This window comes from Epibacterium sp. Ofav1-8 (assembly GCF_022348185.1).
Lineage (GTDB): Bacteria > Pseudomonadota > Alphaproteobacteria > Rhodobacterales > Rhodobacteraceae > Epibacterium.
In genome coordinates this window covers 13,969-36,796 of sequence record NZ_JAKRFD010000007.1, presented here as the reverse complement: position 1 = coordinate 36,796, position 22,828 = coordinate 13,969, and the positions used below count along the sequence as shown (strand labels likewise).

20 protein-coding genes are annotated in these 22,828 nt (G+C 63.6%); 4 read left to right on the top strand and 16 right to left on the bottom strand.

Annotated elements, in window-relative coordinates; genetic code table 11:
- Window positions 1–4 precede the first annotated feature (4 nt).
- Window positions 5–1,021 (bottom strand): sugar ABC transporter substrate-binding protein, encoded by a 1,017-nt coding sequence (locus MHM97_RS12535; RefSeq protein ID WP_239322700.1) that lies wholly within the window; start codon window positions 1,019–1,021, stop codon window positions 5–7.
- Between the two features lie 184 nt (window positions 1,022–1,205).
- Here MHM97_RS12535 and MHM97_RS12530 point away from each other — a divergent pair, with 184 nt between their 5' ends.
- The 3 genes from MHM97_RS12530 (at window position 1,206) to MHM97_RS12520 (ending at window position 4,030) form a co-directional block, all read left to right on the top strand.
- Window positions 1,206–2,402, top strand: a complete 1,197-nt coding sequence (locus MHM97_RS12530) for an ROK family transcriptional regulator (protein WP_239322699.1) — start codon at window positions 1,206–1,208, stop codon at window positions 2,400–2,402.
- Window positions 2,403–2,510: 108 nt separating this feature from the next.
- Window positions 2,511–3,347, top strand: a complete 837-nt coding sequence (locus tag MHM97_RS12525) for a sulfite exporter TauE/SafE family protein (protein ID WP_239322698.1) — start codon at window positions 2,511–2,513, stop codon at window positions 3,345–3,347.
- Window positions 3,338–4,030, top strand: a complete 693-nt coding sequence (locus MHM97_RS12520; RefSeq protein ID WP_239322697.1) for a FadR/GntR family transcriptional regulator — start codon at window positions 3,338–3,340, stop codon at window positions 4,028–4,030. Before MHM97_RS12525 ends, MHM97_RS12520 begins: the two co-directional genes overlap by 10 nt.
- 54 nt (window positions 4,031–4,084) lie before the next feature.
- On the opposite strand, the gene MHM97_RS12515 is transcribed toward MHM97_RS12520, so the two are convergent.
- The 9 genes from MHM97_RS12515 to MHM97_RS12475 all read right to left on the bottom strand — a co-directional run bounded on the left by MHM97_RS12515 (window position 4,085) and on the right by MHM97_RS12475 (window position 16,614).
- Complete coding sequence (locus tag MHM97_RS12515; protein WP_239322696.1) at window positions 4,085–4,879, bottom strand: ORF6N domain-containing protein; 795 nt, start codon at window positions 4,877–4,879, stop codon at window positions 4,085–4,087.
- 190 nt (window positions 4,880–5,069) lie between these two features.
- Window positions 5,070–6,032 carry a glucokinase gene (locus MHM97_RS12510; RefSeq protein ID WP_239322695.1) on the bottom strand — a complete coding sequence of 321 codons (963 nt, stop codon included), beginning with the start codon at window positions 6,030–6,032 and terminating at the stop codon, window positions 5,070–5,072.
- Between the two features lie 234 nt (window positions 6,033–6,266).
- The gene (locus MHM97_RS12505; protein WP_239322694.1) at window positions 6,267–6,980 is read right to left on the bottom strand and encodes a DUF1868 domain-containing protein; all 714 of its coding nucleotides are present in this window, start codon (window positions 6,978–6,980) and stop codon (window positions 6,267–6,269) included.
- Window positions 6,981–7,055: 75 nt separating this feature from the next.
- On the bottom strand, window positions 7,056–7,886 hold the full coding sequence (locus tag MHM97_RS12500) for an IclR family transcriptional regulator (RefSeq protein WP_370645725.1): 831 nt from the start codon (window positions 7,884–7,886) through the stop codon (window positions 7,056–7,058).
- Window positions 7,887–8,000: 114 nt separating this feature from the next.
- Entirely contained in the window at window positions 8,001–9,131 is a 1,131-nt protein-coding gene (locus tag MHM97_RS12495; protein ID WP_239322693.1) for an acyl-CoA dehydrogenase family protein, read from the bottom strand.
- Between the two features lie 12 nt (window positions 9,132–9,143).
- Complete coding sequence (locus MHM97_RS12490) at window positions 9,144–10,340, bottom strand: acyl-CoA dehydrogenase family protein (RefSeq protein ID WP_239322692.1); 1,197 nt, start codon at window positions 10,338–10,340, stop codon at window positions 9,144–9,146.
- 12 nt (window positions 10,341–10,352) lie between these two features.
- Complete coding sequence (locus MHM97_RS12485; protein WP_239322691.1) at window positions 10,353–11,531, bottom strand: acetyl-CoA C-acyltransferase; 1,179 nt, start codon at window positions 11,529–11,531, stop codon at window positions 10,353–10,355.
- A gap of 23 nt (window positions 11,532–11,554) precedes the next feature.
- Window positions 11,555–13,645 carry an FAD-dependent oxidoreductase gene (locus tag MHM97_RS12480; RefSeq protein ID WP_239322690.1) on the bottom strand — a complete coding sequence of 697 codons (2,091 nt, stop codon included), beginning with the start codon at window positions 13,643–13,645 and terminating at the stop codon, window positions 11,555–11,557.
- 209 nt (window positions 13,646–13,854) lie between these two features.
- Window positions 13,855–16,614 carry a HAMP domain-containing methyl-accepting chemotaxis protein gene (locus MHM97_RS12475; protein WP_239322689.1) on the bottom strand — a complete coding sequence of 920 codons (2,760 nt, stop codon included), beginning with the start codon at window positions 16,612–16,614 and terminating at the stop codon, window positions 13,855–13,857.
- 519 nt (window positions 16,615–17,133) lie between these two features.
- Here MHM97_RS12475 and MHM97_RS12470 point away from each other — a divergent pair.
- The gene (locus tag MHM97_RS12470; protein ID WP_239322688.1) at window positions 17,134–18,585 is read left to right on the top strand and encodes an aldehyde dehydrogenase family protein; all 1,452 of its coding nucleotides are present in this window, start codon (window positions 17,134–17,136) and stop codon (window positions 18,583–18,585) included.
- A 44-nt stretch (window positions 18,586–18,629) separates the two neighbouring features.
- Here the strand turns inward: MHM97_RS12470 and MHM97_RS12465 are convergent, their stop codons facing one another.
- The 6 genes from MHM97_RS12465 to MHM97_RS12440 form a co-directional block, all read right to left on the bottom strand.
- Window positions 18,630–19,874, bottom strand: coding sequence for an NAD(P)/FAD-dependent oxidoreductase (locus MHM97_RS12465; RefSeq protein WP_239322687.1), 1,245 nt, complete (start codon window positions 19,872–19,874; stop codon window positions 18,630–18,632).
- A 77-nt stretch (window positions 19,875–19,951) separates the two neighbouring features.
- On the bottom strand, window positions 19,952–20,905 hold the full coding sequence (locus MHM97_RS12460; RefSeq protein ID WP_239322686.1) for an energy transducer TonB: 954 nt from the start codon (window positions 20,903–20,905) through the stop codon (window positions 19,952–19,954).
- Window positions 20,902–21,297: an ExbD/TolR family protein gene (locus MHM97_RS12455; RefSeq protein ID WP_239322685.1), complete on the bottom strand. Its 396-nt coding sequence runs from the start codon at window positions 21,295–21,297 to the stop codon at window positions 20,902–20,904. The genes MHM97_RS12460 and MHM97_RS12455 overlap by 4 nt, the downstream gene beginning before the upstream one ends.
- 3 nt (window positions 21,298–21,300) lie before the next feature.
- Window positions 21,301–21,660 carry an ExbD/TolR family protein gene (locus MHM97_RS12450; RefSeq protein WP_239322684.1) on the bottom strand — a complete coding sequence of 120 codons (360 nt, stop codon included), beginning with the start codon at window positions 21,658–21,660 and terminating at the stop codon, window positions 21,301–21,303.
- A 41-nt stretch (window positions 21,661–21,701) separates the two neighbouring features.
- Window positions 21,702–22,385, bottom strand: coding sequence for a MotA/TolQ/ExbB proton channel family protein (locus MHM97_RS12445; protein ID WP_239322683.1), 684 nt, complete (start codon window positions 22,383–22,385; stop codon window positions 21,702–21,704).
- Window positions 22,382–22,828 (bottom strand): hypothetical protein, encoded by a 447-nt coding sequence (locus MHM97_RS12440; protein WP_239322682.1) that lies wholly within the window; start codon window positions 22,826–22,828, stop codon window positions 22,382–22,384. Before MHM97_RS12440 ends, MHM97_RS12445 begins: the two co-directional genes overlap by 4 nt.

Genomic DNA, 22,828 nt, shown 5'->3' with positions numbered 1-22,828 from the left:
CGGATCAGCCCCAGCAGAGATTGGTCCCTTCGGTGGTGTCGATGCTGTCGACACCGTCCACGGGCTTGTCGGTCACCAGTGCAACACCGGTGTCGAAGAACTCTTTGCCCGGGGTCGGCTCCGGCTTCACACCTTCGTCGGCCCATTTCTTGATCGCCTCAACGCCGAGCGATGCCATCATCAGCGGATATTGCTGCGAGGTGGCACCGATCACACCGTCCTTGACGTTCTGCACACCGGGGCAGCCGCCATCGACGGACACGATCAGCACATCGTTTTCGCGCCCGATGGATTTCAACGCCTCATAGGCCCCTGCGGCCGCGGGTTCGTTGATGGTGTAGACCACGTTGATCATCGGATCCTTGGCGAGCAGGTTCTCCATCGCCTTCCGGCCGCCTTCCTCGTTGCCGGCGGTGACGTCGTTGCCAACAATGCGCGGGTCGGTCTCGTCGCCCCATTTGTTCGGATCGCCCAGGTCGATGCCAAAGCCCTTGAGGAAGCCCTGATCGCGCAGGACGCCAACGGTCGGCTGGCTGACGGCGAGATCGAGCATGCCGATCTTGGCATTTTCGGCCTCATCTCCCAATGCGGCCGCAGCCCACTGGCCGATCAGCTCGCCGGCAAGGAAGTTGTCGGTGGCAAAGGTCGCATCCGCCGCGTCGATCGGGCTGAGCGGAGTATCGAGCGCGATCACCAGCAAGCCCGCATCCCGCGCCTGCTGCACGGCGGGCACGATGGACGACGTATCCGAAGCGGTCAGCAGGATCCCCTTGGCGCCATCGGCGATGCAGGTCTCGATCGCGGCCACCTGCGTTTCATGATCGCCGTCGATCTTGCCCGCAAAGGACTTGAGCTCCATACCCAGTTCCTCGGCCTTGGCGGTGGCGCCCTCTTTCATCTTTACAAAGAAAGGGTTGGTGTCTGTCTTGGTGATCAGGCAGGCCGTCACCGTGTCCTGCGCCTGTGCGGCGCCTGCCATCAAGCCGACACCGGCAATGGTGGTCATCAGAAGTTTCTTCATGGTCTCCTCCCAGAAACTGATTTTAGAACACCGCGCCCGACCCTCTCTGTGCTGTGCCGGTACGCTGCTCGCCCACAGAAAGCCGCGATTCCCGGTCTCTGTCAATAAATAATTCAACTTGATTTATTAATGGGCGAGCGGCAATCTCTTGCCTCAATACGAGGAGAAGCGCATAGAGCGGCCCATGTCAGACACACGCCAATACAGCAGCGGCGCCAACCAGAGCGAAGTGCGCGCCTACAATGAACGATTGATGCTTTCAGTCCTTCATCATGACGGCGCCATGCCCGGCAGCGAGATGGCCCGGCGCACCGGGCTGTCATCGCAGACGGTGTCCGTCATCCTGCGCAAACTTGAACGGGACGGGCTGACCTTGCGTGGCGAGAGCCAGAAAGGTCGCGTGGGCAAACCTTCGGTACCAATGACCATCAATCCGGAGGGGCTTTTTTCCTACGGGATCAAAATTGGCCGCCGCAGCACCGACCTGTTGCTGATCGATTTCAGCGGCACCATCCACGCGGAACGCCGCCTGCGCTACCGCTACCCGCAGCCTGCCGAAGTGTTTGGGTTTATCAAAGCCAGCCTGCGCGACATCGAGGCGGGCATGACCGCCGATCACAAAGACCGTATCTGTGGCATTGGTGTCGCCACTCCGTTTGATCTCTGGCGCTGGCACGAACAGGTCGGAGCGCCCAAAGCCAGCCTGGAAGCCTGGCGGGAACTGGATCCGTCAACCGAAATCGCGGGCTTCAGCAACCTTCAGGTTTTCATCATCAATGATGCCACCGCCGCCTGCCGCGCAGAGCATATGTTCGGGGGCAACCGGGCCTGGCGCGATGGGCTCTATTTCTTTATCGCGTCGTTCCTTGGGGGCGGCGTCATCCTGAACGGCTCCGTCTACGAAGGTAGCCACGGCAACGCGGGCGCGTTGGGGCCCCTGCCGTCGCGCCTGCCGGACGGTCGGGAGGCGCGTCTGCTTGATACGGCGTCGATCCGGGTGCTGGAACGGCGGCTTGTCGACGAGGATATTGATCCCGCCGTGCTCTGGCAGCAGCCGCAAGACTGGAGCAGGATCGCCAAGCAGGCAGATCAATGGCTGGAGGAAACCGCCCATGCGCTGGCCCGAGCGACGCTGGCCAGCTGCGCCGTGATCGATTTTCAGGCGGTGGTGATCGACGGCGCCATGCCCCCCTCCCTGCGCAACCGGCTGGTTGCCCGCGTCCACGAGGAACTGCCCCGACTGGATGCGCGCGGTCTTTTCCTGCCAGAGGTCCAGGAAGGCCGGATCGGCGCCAATGCATCCGCGCTTGGCGCTGCGGCAAAACCCCTGATTGCACAATATCTTCTGGACAGCCACAGCGGCTTTGCCCCCACCTCCTGAACCCAGCCACCCGGCGGGGCATGTCGTCTCCGGACAGAAGTGTTGCAACCAATTTCAAACTGGTTTAGCGCCAATGCAGACCGCAGCAGAACGGAAGGCCGGCGCGACATGTTGGAATTGGACACACTCCTGCCGCTGGCAGGCGTAGCAGCGGCGGCGGGCGTCGCAGGTGGCATCCTTGCCGGGCTGCTGGGCGTTGGTGGCGGTATCGTCATTGTTCCAGCGCTCTATTTCGCGCTCTCCCTCACCGGCATGGATCCGGCACTGACCATGCAGGTTGCGGTCGGAACATCTCTGGCCACCATCGTCTTTACCTCGCTCTCCTCGGGCTATGGCCACTACAAAAAAGGGGCGATCGACACCGCGTTGCTCAAGCTCTGGGCGCCCTCGATCCTGACCGGCGTGCTGATCGGTGGCATTCTTGGCGGTGTTGTATCCGGCAATGTGTTGCTGGCAGTGTTTGCAACGGTTGCGATGGCGGTGGCCTTCGACATGATCCTGCGCAAACCCGCAGAGGCCACCGCGCCCCGCAGTTTTTCCAAGCCGGTCTGGGCGGCGCTTGGCGTTTTTGCCGGTGCGGTCTCGGCGATGATGGGGATCGGCGGGGGCACCGTCTGCGTGCCGACGCTAAGTTTTCTCGGGTATGACATACGCAAAGCGGTCGGCACCTCTGCTGCCATCGGTTTCATCATCGGCCTGCCCGGCGCGCTGATCTACATGGCGACAGGCTTTGCCGCCGAAGGCCTGCCCCCCATGTCGCTCGGCTATGTGAACCTGATGCTGGCCGCGGTCATCATCCCGCTCTCGACCACATTCGCTCGTCTTGGCGTAAAGCTGGCCCACAGCATTCCGCGCCGGGCGCTAAAGCTTTGTTTCGGAGTGTTCCTGATGCTCACGGCGCTGCGGATGTTCGCAGATCTGGCCGAACAAATCGGATGGCTCTGAAACCCTCGGGCAGCACGGCGCGCCACCGGACGGACGCCCTTCGTGCCGCAATCCTCAGTGGCGAGCTGGCTGACGCGGGGCGACTGCTGCCCGAACGCACCCTGGCGGAGCGATTGTCTGTGTCACGCACTCAGTTGCGGGCGGTTCTTGCAGATCTGGCACAAGAAGGGCTGATATTTCGCCGCCATGGTCAGGGCACCTTCTTGCAGCCGCCCCCGGCACAGGGTGCGGAACGTCTGGGCGTGCTGGCGCGACGTGCCTCGCCGCGTGACCTGATGGAGGTCAGACGGACGCTCGAACCTCCCTTGGCGGCCCTGGCCGCCGAGCGCGCCACCTCTGCGGACAAGGCCCGCCTGCTGCGGCTGATGGAAGAGACTTTGCAGGCACGGGACCTGGCCAGCTATGAGCGCGCCGACGACATCTTTCACTACAAGATTGCCGAAATGGCGGGGAATGCGGTGTTCCTGACAGTGTTCGAGGAGATACGCAGCCTGCGGCAGGCGGCCGAGTGGACACGATCACGGCAACAGGCGCTTGGCACGCATGAGATCGCCAGGCTGTCGCAGCAACATACTGCCATTGCCGATGCCATTTGCGCCGGGGCACCGGAGGCGGCAAAAGCGGCAATGCAGGAGCACCTGGCGGACGTCGGACAGCTGCTGGACGGGCGACAGGACAGCTGAAGCGCACCGCCCCACTGCCGCCACCACAACCAATCTGCCCCTGCTGACAGGAGGCTAGTTGCCGAGATCCTTGAGCACCGCGAGCAAGTTTTCCACATTGCCCTGATCCAGATAGCGCTGCACCTCGATCACGATCCGCAGCTGTTTGGCCAGATAGGCAAGCTGGCGGTGGTTGTTCTCGATATGACGGGCCGAGATCTCCGTATCGATCGCCTCGGCTTCCTTCAGCAGCTTTTGCACCTCGGCCAGGGTTTTCTCGTTGGCGATATCCTGCTTTTTCAGATGCGCCTTGATCGCTGACAGACCGTCAAGCGCGATGGCTCGGGCCTCGTCGCGCACGGTGGTCTCCTGCTCCGGATCGGCGATCGCATCCAGCACCCGGCCCAGCGCCGCATCGAGTTTCGCCACCAGCCCGTGTCGCTCACTGCCCTCGACCGGCAACAGGTCATTCACCGGCAGCGTCAGTGGCAGGTTCTGCCCCTTTGCCCGTGAGAGCAGCCCCCGCCGTGCCGCCACAAAGGTCTTCACGACAAAGCGCGAGGCTTCGGCGGCGCGTGGCGACCGGATCAGCGTCGCCGCCATTACTGCACCATGCTCCGTATAGACCATCGGAGGTTTGCGCAGACCGCCGTGGGCACTTGATATTCCAAGTTGGAGTTTCAAGTCTTCGAACTCGTCCTGAGACAGGCGAAATGCAAAATCCTCGCCAAAACGATCCGCATTGTTGTTCACCAGCTTGTTGAGGTTGCCGGTGCTATAGTCGAACAACGCGGCCAGATCGGCATCGCGGATGACCGGAGCGCCCCGAAACGTGAAAATCTTCGGTGTAGTCAATGTCTTGTCCGTCATTGCGACGCGCACCTCCTGACGGGTAACGGGTTTGGTCCAATACTTGATCTTCCAAAACAGAATGCCAAGCTGTGACTGCAAGCTCAACGCGCAATCGACACACGCCCACCCGCAAAGGTGGAGCGTCAGGTCAGCCGATGATCCAACAGCGCGGCGGCCGTCAGAGGGCGCCATCGACGCGCCGACGATTTCAACGTGCCCGCAAGTAGTTCCGCGCCCCGATCAGGCCGAAATTGGGCTGATGATAGAGATGCAGCGGCAATTCCTGACGCCACGCCGTGTGTCGCCCGCCCGCGTTAAAGGCGGCCACAAAAGCAGCATCAAAGATCCAGGGGTTGGCCGCCGCAACCCCACCGCTGATGAACACGCCGCCCTTGGCCGCAAACACCAACCCCAGATCGCCCGCCACCCCGGCCAGATACTGGGCAAACAGCTGCACCGAGCGGATGGCCGCCGTATCCAGCTTGGCCTTGGCCGATTCAAAGATCTCCGCCCCTGTCGTCAGCGGCGCAGTCAGATCCATGCTTTTGGCAACCGCACGATAGAAATAGGGCAGACCGGTGCCGGACAGGATCGCTTCGGCCTCCACAACCAGTCCCGGGCCCATGCCGACCTCGGGCCATTCCTCGCGCAGCGCCTCAAAGATAGGTACCTCTTCGGCGGAGCGTGGACCAAGCGCCACATGCCCCCCCTCGCCCGGAACCACGCAGGGCTCGCCATTGGCCCAGACCAATGCCCCGACGCCAAGACCCGTACCCGGGCCGATGATCAGACAGGGTTCCTTTGGAAACACGGCCTGGCCTTGCAACACGGTCACATCCGCCTCACCCACCGACGCGAGCGACCACGCCGCGGCCTCAAAATCATTCAGGACCTTGGCGCGCTCGATCTTCAGCGCGGCGGCAATGCCACGCTCTGAAAAGCTCTGATCGGCATTGGTCAACTGAACCGAGCCGCCCCGGACCACGCCAGCGGCCGCAATCACGGCCCGCCCCGGGGCGCTGCCGCGATGCGCGGCAAAATCGGCGCAGGCCTGTTCCAGGTTGAGCGTGCCCTTGGTGTCATAGCGCGCCCGTTCGAGGATCTCGCCCTCGGCATTCACGGCTGCCAGCCGCATGTTGGTTCCGCCAACGTCAGCGATGAGATTCCACATCTTTGCCCCTCCGGCCCGGTCCCCCCTGTCACGCAGGGGCGGACGGTCGAGCCCGATGCTCAGGTTTTCACTTGCTCAGGGTCAAACAGGCTTGCGCGGCGCAGGTCAAGTGCTGCCGCCTCTTTCACGCCCGCTTTGCGGCTGCGCCCCGAAGTTGGCGCGACTCTGGCGCGCCTTGCGGGGAATGGCAAGCGTTAGCGCAAACATAAATGCAGTGCGGACCGTGCAGTGCGGTCAGGTGACCGGCTCGAAGTGGTGCATGTCCTCAAAGGAGCAAAGCTCCAGAGGCCCGAGATCTATGGCCGACAACCGCGCTGCGTGGCGCGCATAAACCTGATTGGAAAACGCCACGAGGTCCTCGGCCTCCGCACGGTCCAGCCAGCGCAGCAGGTAGCCCAGCGTGATATGGAACGTGTAGGTGTCAAAATGATCGTGCCGCAATCCGGTAAGGTCGCGCAGGGAGACGCGGGTAGCACGCAGGCGTGCCTCCTCGATGTCGGTGGAGCCCTCCAGCGTCACCGAATGACCGCAAAACAGGCCCGTCGCCGTAACATGCCTGCGCTGCGGCAGGTCATGTCCTGCCAGCCGCGTTTTCAGAACGTTTGTGACCTCGTCACGGGATGCGCCCTTCGGAACACCTTCGGGCCAGACCGGCGAATCCGGCGAGATCCCTTGAAACACGGTCATATGCAGGCTGGCCGGCGGCAGATAGGTGAAGAGAGCACCAAAATCGCTGTGCCGGACCTCCTCTTGCATTTCACACAGCGCCGCATGCACATCGCTTTTGGGGTCGATATGGCAGATCACCGTGTTGCCGGGAAAGGGCAGCACCTCCCCATCGGGGGTGAATTTCCCACCCTGCGCGGGTTCGGAAATGGCCCTGGGGCGCGACACTTCGGTATCTGCTCCGGTCAGGAAGCGTATGGGATCAGGGCGGAAGGTGGCCATGGGCGAAGTCCTTTGGTGTTCGTGCCCACCGGATCTACGCCTGTTAAGTATCAGGGATTTGACAGTGGTGTCGCCTCAGCCGGAGGATACGGCGGAAACGGTCTGACCGGTGAGCGCCTTCAACTGGGCAACCGCCTGAACCAGTGCCGGACCAACCTGGTCGTGGATGCGCGCGTCGCTCAGATCGTCGGTATTCGCACCGCAGAAAAAGGACACCGGCTCGCCGATCTCCGACGGGCGAAAGGGTGTCGCAGCGGCGTTGATTGAGCGCGAATACCGCGCCTCGCCCTGCACAAACGCATAGCCCTCACGCCACAAGTGGGCGCGCTCGCGCTGCCAGAGTTCCTCGCAGGTCCCGGAGCTCTCCTCCGGCAACAGACCCTCCACCTTTTCGCGTTCCTCGCGCGACAGGGCCCCCAGATAGGACAGCCCCGAAGACGAGGTCAGCAGCGGCATTCTGTACCCCACATCCAGCCAAATGGTGCGGGAGCCTTCCGGACGCCAGGTCTTGACGATCAGCATGTTGCCGTCATCCTGAATCGCGACCCCGACCAATGCGCCGACCTCATTGGCCAGGGCCTGCATGATCGGGGCGGCGACGGTCACAAACCCAAACGCCGCCGAGGCGATATTGCCCAGCGCCAGCGCCGCCGGGCCAAGGCGATACTTGTCGAAATGGCGACCGTGGGTCAGATATCCCAACGCACAGAGCGTGAAGGTCAGCCGAGACACGGTCGAGCGCGGGATGCCGGTGCGTTCTGAAATCTCCAGATTACCCAGGCCGTTGTCGGAGGGGCGAAACGCGCGCAAGATACGCAGGCCACGTGCCAGCGTGTTGGCATATCGCCGGTCCTGCTCAAGTTCGCGCATCATCGCCTGCCCCGCTGTATCAATCTGGCGTTCCATCATACAGGCTTTTGCAACACCAAGAAAAGCGCCTTTGCCCCCGGCACACAGATCGGCGCCCTGTCCATGGCCCGGCCGCGCCGCCTCCGGGCCTGGTCGGCACCAGCGCTGGCGTCACAACAGCGCCGCATCGAGCTGGACAAAACGTTCGAGGTGGTAATCGACATCGCCAAACAGGTGATCGATCATCACGATGCGGCGGATGAAATGAGACAGTGCATAGTCATTCGTCATGCCTATGCCGCCGTGCAGCTGTACAGCCTCCTCGGCGACCAATGCGCCAATCCGACCGATCAGGTTCTTGGTCGCACTCACGTTGCGCTCACGTATCCCGCGCGCGGCCTCAAGATGCCCGGCAAGATTGATCACCGCAGAGCGCGCCTGCTCCACCTCCATCGCCACATCCGCCATCCGGTGCTGCAAAGCTTGAAACCTGCCGATCGGACGCCCGAACTGCTGGCGCTCCTTCAAGTAGGAAATGGTCATCTCCTTGGCGGTTTCCATTGCACCAAGCGCCTCCGCACTTACGGCGAGGGTGCCGCGTGCATACACCGCTTCGATCGCATCGAAGGCCCGCCCGGCCGGACCCAGCCGCGCGGTCTCGGGCAGGATCACATTCTCAAGGCGCACGGTTCCAGCGGAGACCCCGTCAACCGTCACATGTTGCGCGATGTGGACGCCGGGCGCATCGGCAGGAACAAGAAACAGCGACAGCCCCTCAGTGTCGCCCGCAGCCCCACCCTCGCGCGCGGACACCACCAGCATATGCGCTTCTGCCGCGCCCAGAACGTGGGTCTTGATGCCGCTCAACGTGCGCCCCTCCCCCACAGATATGGAGACATCGGCCAGGTCATAGCGGGCCCCCGGTTCTGAATGGGCAAAGGCCAGCCGGGTCGTGCCCGCCATCACCTCGGCCAACAGCGCCTGCTGATCCGCGGACGCGAGCATCGCGACAAGGCCGCCGCCCAGGATGGCGGAGGATAAAACGGGCTCTATCACGCCGGCACGGCCAAGTTCCTCAAACACCAGAGCAATGTCGAACCCCGCGCCGCCCAAGCCGCGGTTTGCCTCGGGGAACAGGGCCCCGAGAATGCCCAGCTCCGCCAATTGCGCCCAGATGCCGGCATCAAAGGGCGCGCCCGCGGCCAGAACGGCCTGGCGCGTGTCGTGATCATACTGTTCGGACAGAAACCGCCGCAGCATGTCCCTGAGCATGACGCGCTCTTCGGTCAGCGTGAAATCCATGCCGTTCCCTCCTCACAGGTCCAGAATGGACTTGGTGATGATGCCGCGCTGGATCTCGTTGGAGCCACCAAAGATCGACAGCTTGCGCATGTTGAAATAGCCCGGCGCGGCGGCGGGAGCATGTTCCGGTCGCGCGAGAATGTCGGTGTCAGGACCATCAAGGTCATCGGGCCAGAACGGCAAGGCATCCGGTCCCGCGGCGCGGCGCAACAGGGATGTCAGCTCCTGACGGATCTGGGTGCCCTTGATCTTCAGCATCGAGCTTTCGGGTCCCGGGGCCTGCCCCTGCGCCGCGGCCGACACCATGCGGAGATTGGTCGTCCGCATCGCCATCAGGTCGATTTCCACCTGTGCCACACGCGCCGCGAACTGCGGGTTCTGCGCCAGGGGCCTGCCGCCGGACATGGTGGTCGCCGCGACGTGTTTCAGCGTCGCCAGCGCTGCATTGGAAAACCCGACACCGGCGATATTGGTCCGCTCGTGGGTCAGCAGGTATTTGGCATAGGTCCAGCCCTTGTTTTCCTCGCCCACGAGGTTGTCGACGGGGACGCGCACATTGTCGAAAAACACCTCGTTCACTTCTGCCGCGCCATCGATCAGCGTGATCGGGCGCACCGTGACACCCGGCGCGGCCATGTCGATCAGCAGGAAGGAGATCCCCTCCTGCGGCTTGCAATCCCGGTTGGTGCGCACAAGGCAGAAGATCCAGTTGGCGTGCTGGCCGAGGGTCGTCCAGGTCTTCTGACCGTTGACCACATAGTGATCGCCATCGCGCACCGCACGGGTCTTGAGGCTGGCAAGGTCGGAGCCCGCTCCCGGCTCTGAATAGCCCTGACACCACCAGTCCTCGCCGTTCAGAATACGCGGCAAATAGTGGCGCTTCTGTCGCTCGGTGCCGAACGCCAGCAGCACCGCCGCCAGCATGGTCAGGCCAAAGGGCACCACACGCGGCGCATGGGCAAGACAGGCTTCTTCTTCAAAGATCTGCCGCTGCACCGCGTCCCATTCCGCACCGCCATAGGCGGCGGGCCAATTCGGAGCCAGCCATCCGCGCGCGTTGAGAATGGCGTGCCATTGCTCCATATCGGCCTTGGTCAGGCGCTTGCCCAGCCGGACTTTCTCGCTCAGCTGTTCGGGCAGCTTCTCGGCGAGAAAGGCGCGCACCTCGGCGCGAAAGGCTTCTTGTTCAGCGGTGTAGCTCAGGTCCATCCGGGCCGCCGATCAGAAAATCTCGAACAGGCCAGCCGCACCCTGACCGCCGCCGATACACATGGTGACCACGCCCAGCTTGGCACCGCGCCGCTTGCCTTCCAGCAGCAGATGCCCGGTCATCCGCGCCCCGGTCATGCCGAACGGGTGGCCGATGGAAATGGAGCCCCCGTTTACGTTGCAGATTGCCGGGTCGATCTCCAACCGCTCGCGACAATAGAGCGCCTGGGACGCAAAGGCCTCGTTCAGCTCCCACAGATCGATGTCAGAAACCTTGAGCCCGTGACGCTCCAGCAGGCGGGGCACCGCAAAGACCGGACCGATCCCCATCTCATCGGGCTCGCAACCGGCGGTGACAAACCCTTTGAGCGCGCCGAGCGGCTCCAGCCCCTGTTGCGCGGCAAGCTCCGCCTCCATCACCACCAGCGCAGCGGCCCCGTCCGAGAGCTGAGAGGCGTTGCCGGCGGTGACAAAATTGCCCTCACCGCGCACCGGGTTCAGACCGGCGAGCCCCTCAAGCGTGGTGTTCGGACGGTTGCAATCGTCCATCGAGAAGGTGACATCCTTGTAGGAGACCTCCTTGGTTTCCTTGTCGGTGATCTTCTGCGTGACCGTGATTGGCACGATTTCGTCATCCAGCTTGCCGGAGGCCTGCGCCGCCGCGGTGCGCATCTGGCTTTCCAGGGCGAGCTCATCCTGGGCCTCGCGCGAGATGCCATAGCGCTGCGCGACGACGTCAGCGGTCTCGATCATGGTCATGTAGACTTCGGGCTTGTGCGCCTCGATCCAGGTGTCCCGGCGCTGTGCGGGGCGCGAGGGGGGCATCTGGCTGATGCTCTCGACGCCACCGGCGATGGCAGCAGACGCGCCCTCCACACTGATCGCATGGCTGGCCATCGCCACCGCCTGCAAACCCGAGGAACAGAACCGGTTCACTGTTGCGGCCGCCACCGACACCGGCAGGCCCGCGCGCACCACCGCCTGACGGGCGATATTGCCACCGGTCCAGCCCTCGGGATAGCCGCAGCCGATAAAGGCGTCCTCGATCAGCGCCGGGTCGATCTTTGATCGCGCCACAGCATGCTCAATGGCATGGCCTGCCATATGAGCCCCATGGGTGTCGTTGAACGCCCCGCGATAGGATTTGGCGAGCCCGGTGCGGGCGGTGGAGACGATAACAGCTTGTTTCATCGAAAATTCCCCTCAGAAGGCGATCAGACGTTGTTGAGGTCGGCGAAGGACTTGCCCTCAGCCACCAGACGTTTCAGAAGCGGCGCGGGCTGCCAGAGGAAGGCATCCTCCTGCGCAAACCGCTCAATATCAGCAAGCACCTTGTCGAGGCCGACCGTATCCGCGTAGTGCATCGGTCCACCGCGCCAGCGCGGGAAGCCATATCCATTCAGCAGCGTCACATCGACATCGAGCGGCCGGAGCGCAATGCCCTCCTCGACCACGCGGGCGGCCTCATTGATCATGGCGGCCATATAGCGATCAACGATCTCCTGCTCGGAGATCTCACGCGCAGTGATGCCCTTGGCGGCGCGATCCGCGGCCACATGTTCCAGCACCTCGGCGTTCTCCTGCGTGCCGTCTTCTGCGTAGATGTAATAGCCCTTGCCGGTCTTGCGACCAAAATGGCCCGCTTCGCACAGACGGTCGGCAAATTCCGCATAGACTTCGCGCGGATCGCGGGTCGGCGCCAGCCGCTTGCGCGTGGCCCAGCCGATGTCCAGCCCCGCCAGATCGCTGACCGCAAAGGGCCCCATGGCAAGACCAAAGCCAACAAGTGCGCGGTCCACCTCAAACGGGCTGGCCCCCGCCAACACCGCCCCGTCGACCGCCTTGCGATAGTGGCTCAGGATGCGATTGCCGATAAACCCGTCGCAAACACCTGCACGCACGGCGACCTTCTTCAGACGTTTCGCAAGCGCAAAACCGGTTGCGGTCACCTCCGGCGCCGTTTCGTCAGCGACCACGATCTCCAGCAGGCGCATCACATGCGCGGGCGAAAAGAAATGCAGCCCGATTACATCCGCCGGGCGCGCTGTCATGCGCGCGATCTCGTTCACATCGAGATAGGAGGTGTTGGAGGCCAGAATCGCACCCGGTTTGCAGATGGCATCCAGCTTGGTGAAGACATCCTTCTTCACCTCCAGGCTCTCAAACACCGCTTCGATCACCACATCTGCCTGCGCAAGGGTGGCATAGTCGTCGCTGGCCCGAAACGTGCCGCCGACAATCGTGTCGTATTGCTCCTGCGAAAGCTTGCCCCGTTTGACCGAGCCCTGGAGAATTTTGGTCACGCTGGCCGTCGCGCGCGCGGCGGCGGTGTCATCACGTTCGATCAGGGTGACATCCAGTCCGGCGAGCAGCGCGGATACGGCGATCCCCGCCCCCATCGTGCCACCCCCGATAACACCGATCCGCTCCATGGCGCGCGGCTGCACACCCTGGATTTCCGGTACTTTTGCCACTTGACGTTCGGCAAAAAACGCATGGATCAATGCGGCCCGCTGATCACTGTCCATCAGATCCTGAAACAGCGCGCGCTCTTGCGCGAGCCCCTCGCAAAACGGCAGGTCGACAGCGCCCTCCACGGCCTTGATGCACGACTGTGGCGCAAGCTGGCCTCGGGCTTTCTTTGCCATTCTCGCCCGTGCAGCTTCGAAAACCTGCGGAGCAACCGGATCTACCACCATGGCGCTGGTACGACGCGGCCCCGCCCCGTCCGCAATCAGATCCTTTGCATAGGCAATCCCCGTCGCGCGCAGGTCCGCATCTTCGCTGATGCGGTCAATCAACCCAACCGACAATGCTTCCTTTGCGCCGATCTGACGCCCCGACGTGATCGCATCCAGCGCAAATTCGACCCCGACCAGACGTGGCATGCGCTGCGTCCCCCCTGCCCCGGGCAGAATCCCCAGTGTGACCTCGGGCAAACCAAAACGTGCCGTTGGTACAGCGATGCGGTAATGCGCGCCAAGCGCCACCTCGAGACCACCGCCAAGCGCGGTGCCATGCAAGGCGGCGATCACCGGCACCGCGCAGGCTTCAATGCGGTTGATCACATCGGGCAGAAACGGCGCCTGCGGAGGCTGTCCGAACTCCCGGATATCCGCCCCCGCGATAAAGGTGCGATCCGTACCATAGATCACCACGGCCCTGATGTCGCTCTTCTCCGCGATCTTTGCAAACGCCGCGTCCAGGCCCTGGCGCACAGCCTGGCTCAAGGCGTTCACGGGCGGGTTGGCGATTGCAATGACAGCAATGCCGTCAGTGACTTCAAAGCGAACAGGATTTGTCACGGCTTGCGACACGGTGCGAACCTCCCTCCACGGCATGGGCGTATTCGATGATGCAGGATGCATTGCCCGGCAAAATTTCAATATGCGGAATTTAGTACCTCAATGTGAAATTCATTGCAATGCGGTGCCGCACGGAAAAGGGCTCCGGCGGATTTCCACCGGAGCCCTGAGCAGGTGTCTGCCTGGCAAGTCTTACTGGCTTCAGCGCCTCAGGATGTCCCCGTTGCAGCCGCGTCATCGTCCCAATTGAAGTCAGACCAATCCGTGTCTTCAACCGGTTCCTCGGCGGCAACGACGTCGTCTGCATCCCAGGCAACCTCCGCCTCCTCTGCGCCCCAGCTGCTCGGTGCGGTGTCCACCGCAGGGCTGATGGCGGCCGCGGCGGTGCGGAAACGTGCGACGAGTTCCGCCAGCGCCTGCGCGTCAGAGTTCAACAGCTGACCCGCTGCGGTTGCTTCTTCCACCATGGCGGCGTTTTGCTGGGTCACCTGATCCAGCTGGTTCATCCCGGTGTTGATCTCAACCAGGCCAGTGGATTGCTCCTGCGCGCCGGTGGCAATGCCGGAAATCAGCTCCGAGATATGCGTGACGCGCTGAAGGATACTTTCCAGAGCGTTCCCGGCCTTGCCCACCAGGTCCACGCCCCGCTCCACCTGTTTGGAGCTGTCCCCGATCAGGGTCTTGATTTCCAGCGCGGCGTCCGAGGAACGCTGCGCGAGACCGCGCACTTCGGATGCGACGACGGCAAATCCGCGCCCCGCTTCGCCAGCCCGAGCCGCCTCGACGCCTGCGTTCAAGGCCAACAGGTTGGTCTGGAACGAAATATCGTCAATGACCGAAATGATCTGGGAAATCTTGCTGGAGCTTTGCTCGATCTCGGTCATCGCAGAGACCGCGTTCTGAACAATCTCTCCGCTGGCCTCAGCCTCGCTCCGGGCTTCGTTGGTGGTGCGCTCAACATCGCGCGCCCCTTCCGCTGCGGATTTCACGCTTGCGGTCATCTGGTCCAGCGCGGCAGCGGTTTGCTCCAGCGTTGCCGCCTGGCTTTCGGTGCGATGTGACAGATCCTGCGACGCCTGACTGATTTCCGATGCGCCGTTGCGGATCGAAGACGAGGTTTCGACCACCTGTCCAACCGTTTCGTTCAGGGTATCCAACGTGCGGTTGAAATCGGTGCGAAGCTGTTCGTAGCCCTCCGCCAGTTCCTCTTCGATACGAGCGGTCAGATCGCCTTCGGACAGGCGCGACAGACCGGTGCCAAGCGCAGACACCGCCTTGTCCTGAGCGGCCATGCGTTCGCGGCGCTCTTCCTCGGCCAGATGCTCCATCTCTTCCTTTTCGACGATGCCGTCGCGGAACACCGAAAGCGACCGCGCGATGCGATAGATCTCCGTGCTGGCGCGTTCGAAACCGGAGATCGGGCTGCGATCTCCCTCGGCCAGACGCTCGGTGCTGGAACTGATGCGGTTCAGCGGGCGCAGGATCAGGACCTGAACCAGGATCATGGCCGTCAGGAACACGCCCGCTGCCAATGCCAGCGCCACGAGAAGATTGCGCTTGGCATCCGCGACCTCGACGTAAATGTCATCCGCCATGGTGCCGATGGCCGCGCGGTTCTGGCTGGCCAGTTCGGCAGCGCGGTTGACGATATCCACCACCTTGGCTTCGGTTGTTTCCGTGGCAGCGATTGCCGCATTGCGGGCGTTGAGCGCCGTCACCTTCTGCGCAGCCAGACCGGTTTCGGGATTATTCAGCGTGCTGAGGCTTTTGAGCAATTCCCCGACGCGGGCATCCTGGAAGTCCTCGTAGACTGAAAGATTCATGCTTGCCCCTTCCATGTCGAAAGCGGCATCGGTGACCTGATCCTCGGTCGCGGCTGTCAACACATCCAGCGCGGAGACTTGGAAACTGCTGACCCAGGTACTGATTTCCATCAGCGTATTGAGGAAACCGACCTCGTTCTTCATCAGTTCTCGTAGCGTATCGCCATTGTCCTTGCTGGCTTTTTCGGCGGCGGCGGTGAGTTTGGCGACCTGCGCATCGATCGCCATGACGATGAAACGGTCGGTGTCGGCACGCGCCTTCATCGCAGCGCGACGCAGGGTTTCCGACGGAAACAGGCTCTGTGCAATGACGGATTGCAGGGTGAACGATGCATTGCGGATCAGGGACACATCCAGCAGCGCCGGTGCATTGGTTTCAATCAGGTCGGCGATTTCCAGGAGCCGGGCATCGGAACTGTCCGCCAGCTCCTGCAACTGCGCCAGGGTCTCGGCATCCTTGGTGCCCCCGAATGCCACGGCCGTGCCCGCCAGAAGGTTGAGTTCGGCCCGCGCTTCCAGCAGCAGCTGGAGATTGTGGAAGTCCACTTCCAGCAGTGATTTCAGAGAGGAATCGATCGCATTGTAGGTCTTCACCGCACCTTTGTTGAGTTCCACCGATGCAATCTGCGACAGGTCGGTCATCAGGTTGCGCAATTCGCTGCTGATGCGGTGCAGATCGTCGATCCGGACCTGAATCTGCTCATCGCTTTCAAGAACGGTCTGGCGGGCGCGTGCCAGATCCTCCAGGGCCACGGTCGCTGCATCCGCGGTCGCGGCAAATTGCGGCTGCATCTCCTCATCCAGGGTCGAGATCAGGGTCTGCAACTTCGCCGTGGAGGTTTCGATCCTGTCGCGGGCGGCCTCGACCGCCTCGGTATCTTCGGCCACCAGCAAGGAGATCATATTGTCCTTGGTTGCGCCCGCTGCCACGGAAATCTCGCTGGCGATCACCAGATCCGGCAGACGGTCCTGTGTCAGCGTCGTCATATCCACGCCAACCTCGTCCAAAACGACATGCATCATGTAACCGAACAGGCCAAAAGCCGCGCCCATCAGCAGAAAGATGACCACCATCTTTGAGCGAATACTACGCAACAGGCCAAAACGACGACGGGAAGGAGTTTCTGGAGCAGTGGGTTCGGACATTTCTTTCACTCTGAGCGAAGGGCAGATACGGACAGCGGCGCAAGATGAGCGTGGTGCCCCAGTGCAGCATGACGGAGGTCGGGATCTACGCGGCACCCGAACGCAACCCGACGCAGACGGCCACGCGCCCCGACGGGGACGCGGCGCCCGCGCCATGCGGGCTGCCTGCGATGGGAATGGCCGGATGCTGTCAAGAGCACACCTCCTGTTTCAATCCAGCAACAGCGTGCTCCCGGCGCCCTTAACATTCGATGAAACCCACCAGCCCCAGTGCCGCGGTTTTCAGCCGTTTGCGCTGAAATTGCGTTCCGGAGGGGCCGGAACAGCAGTATTTTCACATCGTATTTTGTTAAAATTGCACGCACCCAGCATGGCCCGCCCCGGGACGATGTCGCCCCAGACCATCTCGACGCCGCATTCCAATTTGGACCTGTGCGCCGGATCTGCTGAACTGCGCCGGCGCTGGTCGCCCGCCGACCGGCCATCAACACGCGCCCCCTCGCCCGAAAGGACCCCGACATGACCGATCTGCCCCTCTACTGGCAAAACCACATTGGCGGCCATTGGGTGGATGGCGGCGCCGGGCGTATCGACGTCATTGATCCGGCCACCGGCAAGAAAATCGCAGAGCAGGCCCTGGCGGATGCAGGGGACGTGGATCGGGCGGTCATGGCGGCGCGGGCCGTCCACCTCTCCGGCGCGCTCAGCGACATGCGACCACTGGAGCGCGGGCGGATGGTTCAGGCCATGGGCCGCTATCTGCAGGAGCATAAACACACGATCGCCCATACGCTGGTTCTGGAGCAGGGCAAGCCGCTCTGGGAAGCCGAGATCGAAGTCGAAGGTGCCGCGCTCTATTTCGAATATTACGGCAACCAGGCCAGCACCGTCGAAGGTCGGTCGATCCCGCTGGGGTCCGGCTATTACGACTTTACAGATTATGAACCGCTGGGGGTCTCGGCGCAGATCATCCCCTGGAACTACCCGGTGGAGATGACCGCCCGCTCGCTTGCGGCGGCGCTGGCCACAGGCAATGCCTGTGTGATCAAGAGCCCGGAGCTGACCCCTTTGACCAACGCCTGGTTCGCCAAGGCGGCAGAGGCCGTCGGCTTTCCGGCTGGCACGGTCAACGTCCTGTGCGGCTACGGGCATGAGGCCGGGGCCGCACTCGCCGCGCATCCGATGGTCAACCAAATCGTCTTTACCGGGTCGGTCCCCACCGGAATAGCCATCGCCCAGGCCGCCGCCCAGAATGTGGTGCCCTGCGTGCTGGAACTGGGCGGGAAGTCGGCGGCGATCGTCCATGACGATGCCGACCTCGAGGCCTTTGAAACGGACATCCGCTGGGGAATCTACTTCAACGCCGGCCAGGTCTGTTCTGCCATGAGCCGGGTCATCGTGCACGAAAGCCGCGCCGAAGAGCTGATTGCACGGGCGGAAACGGTTGCCTCCGGCCTGTCGGTGGGCCCCGGCGTGGACCGCCCCGAATTTGGCGCCAACATGGGGGCCATGGTGTCCGATGCGCAGCACGACCGTGCCGTTGCGATGGTCAGCCGCGCCGTGGATCAGGGTGCGCAACTGGTCACCGGCGGGCACGCGCTGAACCGCCCGGGCGCCTTCTTGCAACCCACGGTTCTGGCCGGTCTCTCCCCCGATATGGAAATCGCCCGCGAAGAGGTCTTTGGCCCCGTTCTCTCCGTCCTGACGTTCAAGGACGACGCCGAGGCGGTGGAGATTGCCAATTCGACCGACTACGGGCTGGTCGGCGGTGTTTTCACGCGGGATCTGGACCGCGCCACCCGCGCTGCCCGCCAGATCCGCGCAGGTCAGGTCTTTGTTAACGAATGGTATGCGGGCGGGGTCGAAACCCCGTTCGGAGGGGTTGGGAAATCCGGATATGGTCGTGAAAAGGGGCGTGAGGCTCTGTGGAACTACGTCCAGACCAAGAACATCGCGATCCGACTGCGTTAGGGGCCGCCTCGGTCCCGCTCGTGACCTTTCAGCCGGCAGTGAAATCAATCGGCAAAACGCATTGGGTCAAAGGGTCCGACGTCGGCGTTGGGCCAGTTGCCCGCAATCATATCCGCCACGAGGCGGCCCGTCTTTGGCCCGCCGGTCAGGCCGATGTGCTGATGCCCAAACGCCGTGTAAACGCCGCTGCCGCGCACCTCTCCGATCAGAGGCAAACTGTCGGAGGGAGAGGGGCGGAAGCCAAGCCATTCCTCCTCATGTGAATACCGGAGCGCAGGAAAGCTGCGCCGTGTGGTGCGGCGCAGGAACGACAGTGGCTTTTGGGATTTGACCGGGCTCAGCCCGCCAAACTCCACCACGCCGGCGCAACGCAACCCCTGGTCCATTGGCGTGGCGACAAATTTCCCTTCGGTCAGCATCATCGGATTGTTTGGCAACTGGCTCGGCTCACGGAACAGAAGGTGATAGCCGCGCTCGGCCTCCAACGGCACCCGCAGGCCCAGATTGCGTATCAATTCTGCCGACCAGACCCCCGCAGATAGCACAACCCGGTCGCAGGGCAGACGCCCCAGGTCGGTATCCACGGCCGAGACCCGTCCCCCGGCCATATCCAGCGCCTTGACCTCCGCTTGCAGGTATTTCGCCCCCATGGCCTCGGCCTGGGCCACGAGATCCCGCACATAATGCGCGGGGTTGAGGATGAACCCATGGTCCTTGTTCACGGCCAGCAGCTGCATCTCGTCCGACAGGATCGGCTCCATTTCCCGCACCGCGCCCCCTTCGACGATCTCCGGCAGGAACCCGGCCTCGCGGCGCAGCGACCACGCGTAGCTGTCGGCCTCAAAGGCCGCCCGGTCGCGGTATACAAAGCTGTAATCGCAGTCACGCACCCATTTTGCGGCGGGCGTGCCGTCGGTCAGGGCCTTGTGCTGATCGACGCTGTCGCCGGTGATGGACAGCAGGGCCGTCGCGATCCGGCGGGTATCGCGGTCATTGGCATGGCCGAGATACCGCGCAAGCCACGGCAGCAGCCGTGGCAGGTAGGGCCACCTCAGGAACAGCGGAAACTCCGGATCAAGCAGATAGCGCGGCCCCTTGGCCAGCAGCCCGGGCACCGTCACGGGGACCATGGCACATCGGGCCAGCAGGCAGGCGTTGCCATATGAGGCGCCGCTGCCCGGCGCGGCGCGGTCCACAAGCGTCACCTCCAGCCCCGCGCGCCGCAACCAGATGGCGCTGGCGGCTCCGACAATTCCCGCTCCGATCACCACAACTTTCTGACTGGACATGCCCATCCTCCACCGCGCCTGCTGCGTTGAAGACTGGCGCCTTGGCGGGCATTAATCAAACAGGAACTGCGGCCGGATCAGGATCCCTTGATGCCGATGGTGAACTGGCGCCGCGCACCGGCTGGCGGCGGTGGAAACGGGGCCGCGCGCCGGATCTGCCGCACCGCCAACTGATCAAGTGCGGGCGAGCCCGAACTCCGGGCGATGCGCACCGAGGTCACCTGCCCCCCGGCCCCGATCACAAATGCCACATGCGCCACGCCCCTGGCGGAGCTTCGCGGCTTGGGCAGGCGGGTGATCTGTCGCATCACCTCGCCCGGATAGTTGGAGGCTGCGGCATTCCCCTCGCCTGCGTCCCGCGCCGCGCGGGCACTGGCGGCCTGCGGCGCGGTTTGACCTTCCGCACCGCTTGACGATCCTGCCTGCGCGTTGCGGTTACTGTTGCCACGTGGCGCCGCGGGTGCGGGCTTTGCCACCGGCTGCCGCTTGGCCTGACGCACCGGGCGGGCCGCGGGCCGAAGGCTGCTGTCAGGGGCCAACTCGGAGGGCGATGCAATCGGAGCGACCCTGGCATTGGTCACCGGGGCCACCGCTTGTGCAACCGGTGCAACGGAGGCTTGCGGCGTCGCGGTGGCGGCCGGTGTTACCGCCGCATCCACAACCGGCACGGTCTCCGTGATCGGCGTCAGGCCGTCAGCCGCGCTTGCATCCGGCTGCACCGGCGGGATTGACGCCGAAACCGCCGGGGCTGCCGTTGCATCCGTCGGCTGCTCTGCCGGGTGCACCTCGGCAGCGTCGACCGGCGGCAGGGCCTCGGCAGGCTCTGTCGCCTCGGTGGTCGTCTCTGCCTCAACGGCGCTGGCACGCCCCTGCGCAAGATCCGCAAAACTGTTGCCCAGGGCCGCCGGGGCGGTGCTGCCACCGCCCGCGATTTCAACGCGCCCCTCGTCGGTCTCCACCAGCAAGGCAGCATGCGCGGCAAGAGCGACAACGACCGAAAGACCGGCGATGACAGGGGATCGCGGTATCATGACAGGTTGCGCTCCGACAGCAGGAGGATCCGCGCCGCACCAAGCTGGCGCAGCGTCTTGGCAACCGCGATCAACCGGGTGGCAGGCAGCGCGCGATCCGGCACCAGCCGCGCGGTGAACGCGGCATCTTCTTCGCGCACGATCCGCACATAGGCCTCTGGCGAGGTCAGTTCCGCGCCGCGAAAACGCAAGGTGCCATCGGCCCGGATCACCAATGCATCCGGGGGCGGGCTGGCGTCCAGATCCGCCGCCTTGACCAGGCGCACCGCCGGGTCCAGTGCCGGCGCCAGCGACCCTGCAACCATAAAAAAGACCAGCATCAGGAAGACCACGTTGATCAGCGCGATCGTGGGCTCTCGTTGGCTTTTGCTTTTGCGAGTGCGCGACAGCATCCCCTACCCCAATACAGCAACGGCGAGGCCGGGCTGACGACGCAGCACCGCAAGCACATCGACCAGACGTTGAGAACTGACCTCGGCGGTCAGGCTGACAAGCACCTGTGTCCCCTGCGCATCCGCCTCCGCCAGATCCGCCGTCAACAGCTGCAAACGGTCCGCAAGGCCCTCAAGCGCAACCGTCTCGCCATTGAGCAACAGATGGTTCGCCGCCAGCCGGAGAAACACCGGACGGGAAGTCGCGCTGTCTCCCGACCCTTGCCCGGCTGCCATCAGCTCCACCGCGCCAAAGCGGGAAAAGGTCGACGACAGCATGAAAAACAGCAACAGCAGAAAGATCACGTCGATCAGAGACGTCATCGACAGGCGCCTGGCCTGCCGTTTATTCAGGCGCAGCCCCATCAGGCTGCTGCCTCTTGCGGCGCAACCGCCGCCACCGCAGTGCCGTCGGGGGCGAAGGCCTGGCGCAGCGCCATATTTGCAAAGACCCGGTCGCGCTCGACCGCGCCGCTCAACCAGCCATGCACCGCAGCCACCGGCATGGCAACGGCAAGACCCGCCGCCGTGGTCAGCAGCGCCACCCAGATGCCGCCCGCAAGCACGGTCGGATCAACCGAAGTCCCCGCCGACTGCAACCCCTGAAACGCCTCGATCATGCCGAGCACGGTGCCGAACAAACCGATCAGCGGCGCTAGCTGCGCCACCAGATCAAGGAACCCCAGACCGGTTTCAAGACGCAGAAACAGCGCCTCGGCCTCAGCATCGCAGCGATCCGAAACGGCACCGGTCCCCGGCGCCTTTGCGCCGTGCAGCGCGCGCCGCACCGGGGCCACCAGATAGCTCCTGGACTCCGCCAGGATTGCCTCTGCCGCGCGCGCATCGCCGCGTTCGAAGGCCGCGAGCGCCAGTTTTACCCGGCGATGCCGCCCCACTCCGGCCCGGCGAAACTGCCACATCTTGTAGAGCACGGTTGCGGCGCTGACCACGGACAGAACCAGCAGCAAAACCACCACCGGGCCGCCGACCTCGACGATTTCAGCAACCGAGATCAGCACGCCGGACCAGATTTGAGTTAGATCCATCATCCCAGAAGCTCCACATCCGTGCGGCTGCTGAGGCTCAGCGCCTCTTCGCAAATCGTGCTCTCGCCCGCGCTTTGGCAGCGGCTTGCACCATTCAACAGCACCCGCCCGACATCCGCGCAGGCGGTCTCGGGCAGATCGAACTGCCGGACCCGGGGACGTCCCGCAGGCAGGTCTCGAAAATCAAACAGGGTGAGCATCATCACCCCACCGGACCGGTCGAAGAGAACGATCTCATAGACCGCCTCTTCGATGTCGGTGTTTCGGGCATTCGTCGCCAGAAACGACAGGCGACACGCACCGCCCTGATCCTGAAGCGCGTTGAGTTCGATCTGAACGCCCGAGTGTGGCGGGGTGTCCTCAGCCCGTGCAACGGTTGCCCCCCCGAGGAAAGAAAGGGCAGCCGCCACGAGGGCAAGGGTATGAACCTGGCTCCGGTATCTCAT

Excerpts from the sequence above, each read along its gene's own strand:
- MHM97_RS12535 (WP_239322700.1), bottom strand. The coding sequence starts at position 1,021 with ATGAAGAAACTTCTGATGACCACCATTGCCGGTGTCGGCTTGATGGCA.
- MHM97_RS12530 (WP_239322699.1), top strand. The coding sequence starts at position 1,206 with ATGTCAGACACACGCCAATACAGCAGCGGCGCCAACCAGAGCGAAGTG.
- MHM97_RS12525 (WP_239322698.1), top strand. The coding sequence starts at position 2,511 with ATGTTGGAATTGGACACACTCCTGCCGCTGGCAGGCGTAGCAGCGGCG.
- MHM97_RS12520 (WP_239322697.1), top strand. The coding sequence starts at position 3,338 with ATGGCTCTGAAACCCTCGGGCAGCACGGCGCGCCACCGGACGGACGCC.
- MHM97_RS12515 (WP_239322696.1), bottom strand. The coding sequence starts at position 4,879 with ATGACGGACAAGACATTGACTACACCGAAGATTTTCACGTTTCGGGGC.
- MHM97_RS12510 (WP_239322695.1), bottom strand. The coding sequence starts at position 6,032 with ATGTGGAATCTCATCGCTGACGTTGGCGGAACCAACATGCGGCTGGCA.
- MHM97_RS12505 (WP_239322694.1), bottom strand. The coding sequence starts at position 6,980 with ATGGCCACCTTCCGCCCTGATCCCATACGCTTCCTGACCGGAGCAGAT.
- MHM97_RS12500 (WP_370645725.1), bottom strand. The coding sequence starts at position 7,886 with ATGGAACGCCAGATTGATACAGCGGGGCAGGCGATGATGCGCGAACTT.
- MHM97_RS12495 (WP_239322693.1), bottom strand. The coding sequence starts at position 9,131 with ATGGATTTCACGCTGACCGAAGAGCGCGTCATGCTCAGGGACATGCTG.
- MHM97_RS12490 (WP_239322692.1), bottom strand. The coding sequence starts at position 10,340 with ATGGACCTGAGCTACACCGCTGAACAAGAAGCCTTTCGCGCCGAGGTG.
- MHM97_RS12485 (WP_239322691.1), bottom strand. The coding sequence starts at position 11,531 with ATGAAACAAGCTGTTATCGTCTCCACCGCCCGCACCGGGCTCGCCAAA.
- MHM97_RS12475 (WP_239322689.1), bottom strand. The coding sequence starts at position 16,614 with ATGTCCGAACCCACTGCTCCAGAAACTCCTTCCCGTCGTCGTTTTGGC.
- MHM97_RS12470 (WP_239322688.1), top strand. The coding sequence starts at position 17,134 with ATGACCGATCTGCCCCTCTACTGGCAAAACCACATTGGCGGCCATTGG.
- MHM97_RS12465 (WP_239322687.1), bottom strand. The coding sequence starts at position 19,874 with ATGTCCAGTCAGAAAGTTGTGGTGATCGGAGCGGGAATTGTCGGAGCC.
- MHM97_RS12460 (WP_239322686.1), bottom strand. The coding sequence starts at position 20,905 with ATGATACCGCGATCCCCTGTCATCGCCGGTCTTTCGGTCGTTGTCGCT.
- MHM97_RS12455 (WP_239322685.1), bottom strand. The coding sequence starts at position 21,297 with ATGCTGTCGCGCACTCGCAAAAGCAAAAGCCAACGAGAGCCCACGATC.
- MHM97_RS12450 (WP_239322684.1), bottom strand. The coding sequence starts at position 21,660 with ATGACGTCTCTGATCGACGTGATCTTTCTGCTGTTGCTGTTTTTCATG.
- MHM97_RS12445 (WP_239322683.1), bottom strand. The coding sequence starts at position 22,385 with ATGATGGATCTAACTCAAATCTGGTCCGGCGTGCTGATCTCGGTTGCT.
- MHM97_RS12440 (WP_239322682.1), bottom strand. The coding sequence starts at position 22,828 with ATGAGATACCGGAGCCAGGTTCATACCCTTGCCCTCGTGGCGGCTGCC.